General features: G+C 64.7%; 8 protein-coding genes and 1 pseudogene. 8 read left to right on the top strand and 1 reads right to left on the bottom strand.

Annotation, left to right across the window (positions count from 1 at the left end; all coding sequences use genetic code 11):
* Nucleotides 1-66: 66 nt before the first annotated feature.
* Nucleotides 67-1,077: a TRAP transporter substrate-binding protein gene (locus MOV74_RS20255; protein ID WP_246926001.1), complete on the bottom strand. Its 1,011-nt coding sequence runs from the start codon at nt 1,075-1,077 to the stop codon at nt 67-69.
* 222 nt (nt 1,078-1,299) lie between these two features.
* On the opposite strand from MOV74_RS20255, the gene ugpB reads away from it, so the two are divergent.
* From ugpB to MOV74_RS20215, 8 genes and pseudogenes are all read left to right on the top strand, one after another.
* On the top strand, nt 1,300-2,604 hold the full coding sequence (gene ugpB, locus MOV74_RS20250) for a sn-glycerol-3-phosphate ABC transporter substrate-binding protein UgpB (protein WP_246926003.1): 1,305 nt from the start codon (nt 1,300-1,302) through the stop codon (nt 2,602-2,604).
* 222 nt (nt 2,605-2,826) lie between these two features.
* A complete protein-coding gene (locus tag MOV74_RS20245; RefSeq protein ID WP_246925999.1) occupies nt 2,827-3,786 on the top strand; it encodes a phosphotransferase in 960 nt (319 codons plus the stop codon).
* Nucleotides 3,787-4,163: 377 nt separating this feature from the next.
* Nucleotides 4,164-5,786: an ABC transporter substrate-binding protein gene (locus MOV74_RS20240; RefSeq protein WP_246925997.1), complete on the top strand. Its 1,623-nt coding sequence runs from the start codon at nt 4,164-4,166 to the stop codon at nt 5,784-5,786.
* A gap of 108 nt (nt 5,787-5,894) precedes the next feature.
* Nucleotides 5,895-6,908 (top strand): ABC transporter permease, encoded by a 1,014-nt coding sequence (locus tag MOV74_RS20235; protein WP_246925996.1) that lies wholly within the window; start codon nt 5,895-5,897, stop codon nt 6,906-6,908.
* 212 nt (nt 6,909-7,120) lie between these two features.
* Nucleotides 7,121-8,020 carry an ABC transporter permease gene (locus MOV74_RS20230; RefSeq protein WP_246925994.1) on the top strand — a complete coding sequence of 300 codons (900 nt, stop codon included), beginning with the start codon at nt 7,121-7,123 and terminating at the stop codon, nt 8,018-8,020.
* Nucleotides 8,021-8,300: 280 nt separating this feature from the next.
* Nucleotides 8,301-10,085 carry an ABC transporter ATP-binding protein gene (locus tag MOV74_RS20225; protein WP_246925992.1) on the top strand — a complete coding sequence of 595 codons (1,785 nt, stop codon included), beginning with the start codon at nt 8,301-8,303 and terminating at the stop codon, nt 10,083-10,085.
* Between the two features lie 18 nt (nt 10,086-10,103).
* Nucleotides 10,104-10,283, top strand: a complete 180-nt coding sequence (locus MOV74_RS20220) for a DUF4089 domain-containing protein (protein ID WP_246925989.1) — start codon at nt 10,104-10,106, stop codon at nt 10,281-10,283.
* Nucleotides 10,284-10,290: 7 nt separating this feature from the next.
* Nucleotides 10,291-10,498 (top strand): annotated as a pseudogene (locus tag MOV74_RS20215) (AtzE family amidohydrolase); the annotation flags it as partial.

Genomic DNA, 10,498 nt, shown 5'->3' with positions numbered 1-10,498 from the left:
CAGCCGCCCGATCGGGCCGGACGGCCGGTCTGCGTGCTCGTGATGTCCAAGTGCAGCCAACGCGGCTCACTCCACCTTGCGAATGCGTTCGATCAGCGCGGCCGCGGCGGGATCGCGCCCCGCCTTGGCGTAGATCGCGGCCATGGCGTCCTCGAACGGCTTGCGGTCGATATCCCTGACGATGGTGACGCCCGCTTCCTGCGCCTTGCGCTGCGACTGTTCCTCCAGGTCACGCCATTTCTCGCGCATGAACCGGCTGGAGCGCTGCGCTGCCTCCCGGAAGATGGTCTGGTCGTCCGGCGACAGGCTCTGCCAGGCCTTCTGCGAGATCACCAGCACTTCGGGACTCATCGTGTGCTCGGTGAGCGCAAGGTAGCCGGCATGCTTGTAATGGTCTGTCGTCACGAAAGATGGCCAGTTGTTTTCGGCGCCGTCGATCAGATGGTTGGTGAGCCCGGTGAGCACCTGCCCGTAAGGAAGCTCGACCGGCTCGGCGCCGAGCGAACGGATCATCTGGCTCATCAACTCCGACTGCTGCACCCGGATCCGCAATCCCCTGAGGTCCGCGATATTCCTCACCGGGCGGACACCGTTGTAGATCGACCGCGCGCCGGAATCGTAGAAAGCGAGCCCGACGAACCCGTAGGGCTCGAAACTGCCGAGGATCTCGCTGCCGATCGGCCCGTCCAGCACTTTCTGCATGTGCTCGATGGACCGGAACAGGAACGGCATGGCGAGCACGTTCATGGCCGGAACGAAATTGCCGATCAGCGCCACGTTGGTCCGGTTGAGGTCGATCGCGCCGGCCCGGGTCTGCTCGATGGTCTCCTTTTCCTCGCCGAGCTGGCGGGAGTGGAACACCTTGATCTCGTGGCGCCCGCCGCAGCGCTCGGCAACCAGGGCGCCCATGTAGCGCAGCGCCTGGACGGTCGGGTAATCCTCGGTCTGGGTGTCGGCGGCGCGAAATTCGCGCGCAACGGCGCCCGTCGCGCGCAAGCCTATCGAGACTGCGGCGAGCAGAAGCGCGACGAAGATCACCCCGGTCCGCGAGAGTTCGGCACGGCTTAGCACTGGCACACTCAACCCCTCAGTGGTGGAGTCTATGGCGGGAGCAAAAGGTTCAATGCAATCTAGCAGATGGTCGGGGGAAGGCCATCCCGCCGGCGCCGAGGCAGCGATTGTGCGGCGCGGCCGGCGCGCATTCCGGGTTGAAACCAAATATGCCGCGCCGTAAGCAAGGTCGTCCGCCGTTTGTCGCGCGGCACGGGAAGAGCCATCGTGACTTCAGCATCGCGCCTTTTGCAGCTCGTCGCCGCCTTTGTGGCTCTCTCGTTGGCGGCTCCCGTGCGTGCCGCCACCGACATCGCCTGGTGGCACGCCATGTCCGGCGAACTCGGGCGGCAGCTCGAGAAACTGGCCTCGGACTTCAACGCCTCGCAGTCCGAATACCGCATCGTGCCTGCTTACAAGGGCAATTACACCGAGACGGTGACCGCCGCGATCTTCGCCTTCCGCTCGCGCAGCCAGCCCGCGATCGTCCAGGTCAACGAGGTCGCCACCGCCACCATGACCGCGGCCAAGGGCGCGATCTATCCGGTGTTCAGCCTGATGCGGGACCAGGGCGAGCCGTTCTCGCTGGCCGATTACCTGCCCGCGGTCTCCGGCTATTACACCGATGCAGCCGGCAATCTGCTGTCGTTCCCGTTCAATTCCTCGACGCCGATCCTGTACTACAACAAGACCATGTTCCGCGACGCGGGCCTCGATCCGGAGACGCCGCCGAAGACCTGGCCGGAATTGGGGCTGGCTGCAAAGCGGCTGCGCGACCGTGGCGCTCCTTGCGGCTTCACCACGTCATGGCCGTCCTGGATCCATGTCGAGAATTTCTCCGCTTTCCACGATCTGCCGCTGGCGAGCCGCGCGAACGGTTTTGCCGGGTTGGATGCGGAATTGACCATCAACAATCCATCGCTCGTGCATCACATCGCAGCGCTCAGCGAGTGGCAGAAGACCAAGCTGTTCGATTATAGCGGCCGCGGCCAATCGGCCGAGCCACGCTTCCAGAAGGGCGAGTGCGGCATCTTCATCGGCTCCTCGGCCACGCGCGCCGACATAAGAGCGAATTCGAAGTTCGATATCGGCTACGGCATGATGCCGTACTGGCCCGACATGAAAGGCGCGCCGCAGAATTCGATCATCGGCGGCGCCACGCTGTGGGTGCTGCGCGATCGGCCGCGCGAGGAATACAAGGGCGTGGCGCGGTTCTTCGCCTATCTGTCGCAGCCCGGTGTGCAGGCCGCCTGGCATCAGAACACCGGCTATCTGCCCGTGACCCGCGCCGCCTTCGAGCTGACGCGGTCGCAAGGGTTTTACGAGCGCAATCCGGGCTCGGCGATCTCGTTCGAGGAGATCACGCTGCATCCGCCGACGGAGAATTCGAAGGGCGTCCGGCTCGGCTCGTTCGTCCTGATCCGCGGCGCGATCGAGGACGAGCTGGAGCAGGCCTTCGCCGGCCACAAGAGCGCGCAAGCCGCGCTCGATTCCGCCGTCGAGCGCGGCAACAAGATCCTCCGCCAGTTCGAGCGCGCAAGCCCGGAGCGGTAGCGTATTGCGAATGAGCCTAGCTGTGGCCGCCAGCGAGATGTGCTCCCTCCCTCGCTTGCGGGGGAGGGTTGGGGAGAGGGTGTCTCCGCAATGGGACAGTCCCCCAGAGGAGAAAACCCTCACCCGCGCCTTCGGCGCGACCTCGCCCGCAAGCGGGAGAGGTGCACCATTTCCTGGGCTCGCACTGAATCAAACAGGGCCGCCTCGCGCGAGCGAGTGCGAATGACCATCCAGCCATCGCAACAACTCCCTCAGCTCGCCGACGCCCAAAGCTTCCGCGCCTTCCGCTCCGATGCGCCGCGTTGGCTGCCGATCGCGCTCGATATCGCGCGCGGCCACGGTCTCGATGTCGGCTCGCCGCATGTGTTCGCGACCGGCACCAATCTCGTGGTCGGGCTCGGTGAGAAACTGATCCTGAAGATCTTTCCGCCGCGGCTCGCAGCCCAATTCGTCTCCGAGCGCGGCTCGCTGGCGCAGCTGAAAGGCCATCTCGACCTGCCGATCCCCGAGATCGTTGCCGAAGGCGTGCGCGATGGCTGGCCCTATCTCGTCATCACGCGTCTTGCCGGCACGCTCGGCTCGGAGGTGTGGCCTTCTCTGCCGGAAGACCAGAAGGAGCGCGCGCTGCGCCAGATCGGCGAGACCATCGCCGCCGTGCAGCGTGTCCCGCTCGGACCGCTGGCGCAAATCGAGCCGCGCTGGGACGACTTTATGCGCCAGCAGATGCAGGGTTGCCGTGCCAGGCACGAGCGTCTTGGCCTTGCCGCGAAATTCCTTAGGGGCCTCGACGATCTCCTGCATGACGCTGAAAAACTGATTCCGATGGATGCACCGCCGGTGATGCTGATCGGCGAATACATTCCTGAAAACTTCCTGCTCGCCTGCGACGACGGCCAATGGTCGCTCGCCGGGCTATTCGACTTCGGCGACGTGCTGGCGGGATGGCGCGACTACGACCTGCTCGGGCCCAGCGCGTTCATGGCAGCGGGCCGGCCGGGGAGGGTGCGTAGCCTGCTCGAAGGCTTTGGCTATTCAAGACCCGATTTCGCGCTCAAGCGCCGGCTCATGGCGCTGATGCTGCTGCACCGCGCCAGCGACCTCAACGCGCACGTCTGCATCGAGGGCTGGCAGCAACAGGCGGATGATCTGGTTGCGCTTCAGGAGCTGATCTGGGCGGTGTGAGCGCTCCACGGCTCACCTTCATTCCCGGGCGCCGCGGAGCGGCGAGCCCGGAATCCATTGTCGCCCCCGTGTTGTGGCCCGATGGATTCCGGGCTCGATGCTGCGCATCGCCCCGGAATGACAGCCGAGGCCTGCCGCTACGGCTCGGCGCCGAGGATCCCAGCCGTCGCCTTCCCAATGGGCTTTCAAATTATGCAGCCTAATTTTTACGCAATTGCCTCCCTTTGTATGCAATTCTGCCCGACCTCCAGAACAGCAAAACTGTAATAATAGCTTTTAATATCAGATATTTATACCAAATAAATCGCCTCCCTAAGCCTTGGCACAAACCTTGCGAATCCAGTTCCAACCAAATCCTTTTGCGTTGGAGCCATTTCATGAAGCGCCGCGATTTCCTCAAGTCCGTGTCCGGATTGGCCGCCGGAGCGGCGCTTCCGGCGATGCCACAGGTCATCTCCACCGCCTATGCCGACGCGCGCTCGGAGACGCTGCTGATCGTCTCGGAGGGCGGACCGAACAATCTCGACATTCACGGCATCGGCACCAACGTGCCCGGCTATGAGGTGTCGTGGAATTGCTACGACCGCCTGATCAGCCACGAGATGAAGGTCGGCCCCGGCGGCGTGCCCTATTACGACCGCGACAAGTTCAAGGGCGAGCTCGCCGAGGACTTCAAGATCGACGACATGTCGGTCACCTTCAAGCTGCGCAAGAACGCCAAATTCCACGACGGCGCGCCCGTCACCGCCAAGGACGTGAAATGGTCGCTCGACCGCGCTGTCAGCGTCGGCGGCTTTCCGACCTTCCAGATGAGCGCGGGCTCTCTCACAAAACCCGAGCAGTTCGTCGTGATCGACGACTACACCGTGCGCGTCGACTTCCTGAAAAAGGACAGGCTGACGATCCCCGATCTCGCCGTCATCGTGCCCTGCATCGTCAACTCCGAGCTGGTGAAGAAGAACGCCAGCGAGAAGGATCCCTGGGGCCTCGAATTCACCAAGCAGCAGACCGCGGGCTCCGGCGCCTACAAGGTGACGAAGTGGACCGCCGGCACCGAAGTCATCATGGAGCGCAACGAGGACTGGGTCTGCGGTCCACTGCCGAAGATCAAGCGCGTGATCTGGCGCATGGTGCCGCAGGCCGGCAACCGCCGCGCGCTGCTGGAGCGCGGCGATGCCGACATCTCCTACGAGCTGCCGAACAAGGACTTCCAGGAGATGAAGGCGAACGGCAAGCTCAACGTGGTGTCGCTGCCGTTCTCCAACGGCATCCAGTATATCGGCATGAACGTCACCAAGCCGCCGTTCGACAATCCCAAGGTGCGTCAGGCGGTGGCCTACGCGCTGCCCTACCAGAAGATCATGGACGCGGTGATGTTTGGCCTCGCCAACCCCATGTTCGGTGCGGCCAAGGACAAGCCGACCGAGATCGCCTGGCCGCAGCCGCACAAATACGACACCGACATCGAGAAGGCGAAGGCGCTGCTCAGCGAGGCCGGCTACGCCAACGGCTTCGAGACCACGATCTCGTTCGACCTCAATTTCGCCGGCGTCAACGAGCCGCTCTGCGTGCTGGTGCAGGAGAGCCTCGCGCAGATCGGCATCAAGACCACCATCAACAAGGTGCCCGGCGCCAACTGGCGCACTGAATTGAACAAGAAGGAGATGCCGCTCTTCACCAACGTGTTCTCGGGCTGGCTCGATTACCCCGAATACTTCTTTTACTGGTGCTATCACGGCAACAATTCCGTCTTCAACACCATGAGCTACAAGTCGGCGGAGATGGACAAGCTGATCGACGGCGCGCGCACGGCCGCTGCGACCGGCGACAAGGCGGCCTACGATGCCGACGTGAAGGGCTTCGTCGATCTCGCCTTCACCGACATCCCGCGCATCCCGCTGTACCAGCCGTTCGTCAACGTCGCGATGCAGAAGAACATCAGCGGCTACCAATACTGGTTCCACCGGAGGCTGGACTATCGCGCGCTGGCGAAGGGGTGAGCGGGGCGAATGGCGGATAGCGAATAGGGGGTGGCGAATGCAGGCTATCGGTCGTGAACATCTATTCGCCACTCGCCATTCGCCATTCGCGCGAACGGAGCGCGCCCCATGCTGACCATGATCGGCAAGCGCCTGATGTTCGCTGTCCCCTCCCTCATCGGCGTCGTCATCGTCACCTTCCTGCTGACGCGCGCGCTGCCCGGTGATCCCGCCGCATACTTCGCCGGTCCCGCCGCCACGAAGGAAGCCGTCGAGCAGATCCGGAAAAAACTCGGTCTCGACAAGCCGCTGATCGAGCAGTTCTTCCGCTACACCAATGACCTCGCCCATGGCGATTTCGGCAATTCGCTCACCACGGGTCAGCCGGTCGCGGCCGAGATCCGCAACCGCCTGCCGGCCTCGGCCGAGCTGACGCTGCTCGGCCTCATCGTCTCCGTCGCGATCGCGATTCCGCTCGGTGTGCTCGCGGCGACGCGGCCGGGATCATGGATCGACCATCTCTGCCGGGTCACGACGACGGCCGGCGTGTCGCTGCCGGTGTTCTTCACTGGCCTCGTGCTGGTCTATGTCTTCTACTTCCGGCTCGGCTGGTCGCCGGCGCCGCTCGGCCGTCTCGACGTGTTCTACAGCGCGCCGCCGACGGTCACAGGCTTCTATCTGATCGACACGCTGATCGCGCGCGACCTCGAGGCGTTCCGCTCCGCGCTGAGCCAGTTGATCCTCCCCGCAACGACGCTCGCGATCTTCTCGCTGGCGCCGATCGCGCGCATGACGCGCGCCTCGATGCTGGCGGTGCTGGCGTCCGAATTCGTCCGCACCGCGCGCGCCAGCGGCCTGTCGCCGGCGACCGTCATCGTCACCTACGCCTTTCGCAACGCCATGCTGCCCGTCATCACCACGCTCAGCATGGTGTTCTCGTTCCTGTTAGGGGCCAACGTGCTGGTCGAAAAAGTGTTCGCCTGGCCCGGCATCGGCTCCTACGCGGTGGAAGCGCTGATCTCGTCGGATTTCGCGCCGGTGCAGGGTTTTGTGCTGACAATGGCGGTCATGTACGTGCTGCTCAATCTGATCATCGACATACTGTATGGCGTGATCGATCCGCGCGTCCGGTTGGAGGGCTAGCGCATGATGAACGCGTCTGGTGCGAGCTGGGCGGACGGTGCGCTCCCTCCCCCGCTTGCGGGGGAGGGCTGGGGAGAGGGTGTCTCCGCAATCGAGAACCCCCAAGAGGAGAGAACCCTCACCCGGCGCGTTGCGCCGACCTCTCCCGCAAGCGGGAGAGCTAAAGCGAGCTCGAGGCTCGTCCGGTCATCCCAACGCTTAGGAGTGAAGTCATGAGCTCCGTTGCGCCTGCTGTTGAACCCGTCGGCCCCGCCCGCACGTCGGGACTCGCTGCCGTTCTCGAACAGACCCGCTACGTGCTCGGCGAGAACAAGGTCACGGGCTTCGCCTTCGCGCTGCTGATCCTGATCCTCATCGCCGCGATCTTCGGCCCTTATGTGGTGCCGTATGATCCGCTGGCGTCCGACACCGCCGCATCGCTGAAGCCGCCGTCGGCGGCGCACTGGTTCGGCACCGACCAGCTCGGGCGCGACATTTTCAGCCGCGTCATCGTCGCGACCCGGCTCGACACGTTCATCGCGGTCGCCTCGGTCGCGCTGGTGTTCCTGATGGGCGGCCTTGCCGGAATCGCGGCGGGCTATTTCGGCGGCTGGACCGATCGCATCGTCGGCCGCATCGCCGACACCATCATGGCCTTTCCGTTGTTCGTGCTGGCGATGGGCATCGTCGCCGCGCTCGGCAACACCGTACAGAACATCATCCTGGCCACCGCCATCGTGAACTTCCCGCTCTATGCCCGCGTCGCGCGTGCCGAAGCCAATGTCCGCCGCAACGCCGGCTTCGTGCAGGCCGCGCGCCTGTCCGGCAACGGCGAATTCCGTATCCTGCTGGTGCATATCCTGCCGAACATCATGCCGATCATGATCGTGCAGATGTCGCTGACCATGGGCTACGCCATTCTCAACGCCGCCGGCCTCTCCTTCATCGGCCTCGGCGTCCGCCCGCCGACCGCGGAATGGGGCATCATGGTCGCCGAAGGCGCCGGCTTCATGGTGTCGGGCGAATGGTGGATCGCGCTCTTCCCGGGCCTTGCTTTGATGATCGCGGTGTTCTGCTTCAACCTCCTCGGCGACGGCCTGCGCGACATCGTCGACCCCCAGCGGAGGACGTGATGGTGCGTGCTCAGGGCGAGGTAATCAACGCGGCATGTAAGGTGGGCACTGCTCTCTCATTCCCTCCCCCCTTGCGGGGGAGGGGCAGGGAGAGGGGTAGCCACGAACTCAGACCTCTCCCGGGGCCACCCCTCTCCCCAACCCTCCCCCGCAAGGGGGAAGGGAGCGAGAGGCCGGTGCCCGCCTTACACGTAAAATTCCGGCCGAAATTCCCCAACGATTCCAATCCCATTCTACTGTGCATGGGGTTGTTTTCGCGTTTTTTGATCGGGAGGCCCGCTTGACCGCCCAGCCCCTGCTCGACGTTCAGGACCTCACCGTCGAATTCACCACCCGCCGCGGCATCGTGAAAGCGGTGCAGCACGTCAATATCTCCGTCGCCAAGGGGGAGACGCTGGCCATCGTCGGCGAGTCCGGCTCCGGCAAGTCCGTGACCTCCTATGCGGTGATGCGCATCCTCGACCGCGCCGGGCGGATCGCCGAGGGCTCGGTGATGTTCTCCGGCATCGACGTCAAGGCCGCGACCGAGGACCAGATGCGCGACCTGCGCGGCCGCGAAGTCTCGATGATCTTCCAGAACCCGCGCGCCGCCCTCAATCCGATCCGCAAGGTCGGCGACCAGATCGAGGACGTGCTGCGCACCCATGTGCAGCAGGCCCAGGTCAGAGATCACGGCGAGAAGGCGATCGAGGCGCTGGAGCAGGTCAAGATCGCCCGCCCGCGCGAGCGCTATCACGCCTATCCGTTCGAGCTGTCGGGCGGCATGTGCCAGCGCGTCGTCATCGCGCTCGCGCTCGCCTGCAATCCGCAGCTGCTGATCGCCGACGAGCCGACCACCGGTCTCGACGTCACCACGCAGAAGGCGGTGATGGATCTGATCGTCGAGCTGACCAAGCGCAAGGCGATGTCGACCATCCTGATCACCCACGATCTCGGCCTCGCGGCGGCCTATTGCGATCGCGTCGTGGTGATGGAGAAGGGCCGCGTGGTCGAGACCGCGAAAGCCGCCGACATTTTTGCCAACCCGCAGCACCCCTACACCAAGAAGCTGATGCGCGCGACGCCGCGGCTCGGTGTGTCGTTGCGGGACCTGCTGCCGGAGGAGGATGCTCACGCGTCTCAATCGCCGGTCGTCATGGCCGGGCCTGACCCGGCCATCCATCCCGCTTCGCAAGACTCCCCCCAGTCGATGGATCCCCGGGTCAAGCCCGGGAGCGACGAGAACGCAAAGCCCCTCCTCGTCGTCGACAAGCTCGTCAAGGAATACCCCCGCCAAGGCGCGACCGCCGTGCTCGGAAAACTGTTCGGCCGCAAGCCGCCGGTGGAGCCGGACGTGTTCCGCGCCGTCGACGGCATCAGCTTCGCGGTCGGTCACGGCGAGAGCGTCGGCCTCGTCGGCGAGTCCGGGTGCGGCAAATCGACGACGTCGATGATGGTGATGCGGCTCCTGGACCAGACCTCCGGCCTGATCCAGTTCGAGGGCGAGGACATCTCCGCCATCGCACCGTCAGCCTTCGCCCGGCTGCCGCAGCGCAGTCGCATCCAGATGGTGTTCCAGGATCCGACCGACAGCCTGAACCCGCGCTTCACCGCCGCGCGCGCCATCGTGGACCCCATCATGCAGCTGGGGGATATCAGAGGACGCGACGCGCTGCGGGCCCGCTGCGAGGAACTCGCGAGCATGGTCGGCCTGCCGCACAACCTGCTCGACCGCTTCCCGCACCAATTGTCCGGTGGCCAGAAGGCCCGCGTCGGCATCGCCCGTGCGGTCGCGCTGCATCCAAAGCTCGTTATCCTGGACGAGCCGACGGCGGCGCTGGACGTCTCGGTGCAGGCCGTGGTGCTCAACCTGCTTCAGGACCTGAAGCAGCGGCTAGGCATGAGCTATCTGTTCGTCTCGCATGATTTGAATGTGGTGCGCTTGTTGTGCGATCGTGTCATTGTGATGCGGGCGGGACGGATCGTCGAGGAGGGTTCTTCCGAGCAGGTGCTCGGCGATCCCAAGGACGACTACACCAAGGAACTGCTGACGGCGATCCCGCATCCGCCGTTGCCGGTGCACTGAGATCAGCTTGAGAGAGTGATGGCCGAACCCCTGGACGACTATATCGACGCCGTATCGAAAGCGCTGGCGCTGCCGGTCGAGGAGGCCTGGAGGCCCGCGGTGCGTGCGAACCTCGAAGTGTCGCTGCGCCTTTCCCGCCTCGTCGACGAATTCGCGCTGCCGGACGAGACCGAGCCGGCGCCGATCTTCACGGTTTGATGCTGTCATGACCACCAAGCCAGAAATGACGGCCGCCGAGATCGCCAGCGCGGTCGCGGCCCGCAGGATGTCCGCGCTCGATGCGACTGAAGCCGCGCTTGCGCGCATCAAGCAGCACGACACCGTCCTCAATTCCTTCACCGATGTCACCGCCGATCGCGCCCGCGCGAAAGCGCGCGCGATCGATGCCGACATCGCCGCCGGCAAGACCGTCG

This window comes from Bradyrhizobium sp. SHOUNA76 (assembly GCF_023006445.1).
GTDB lineage: Bacteria > Pseudomonadota > Alphaproteobacteria > Rhizobiales > Xanthobacteraceae > Bradyrhizobium.
This window is presented reverse-complemented; position numbering and strand designations above follow the sequence as displayed.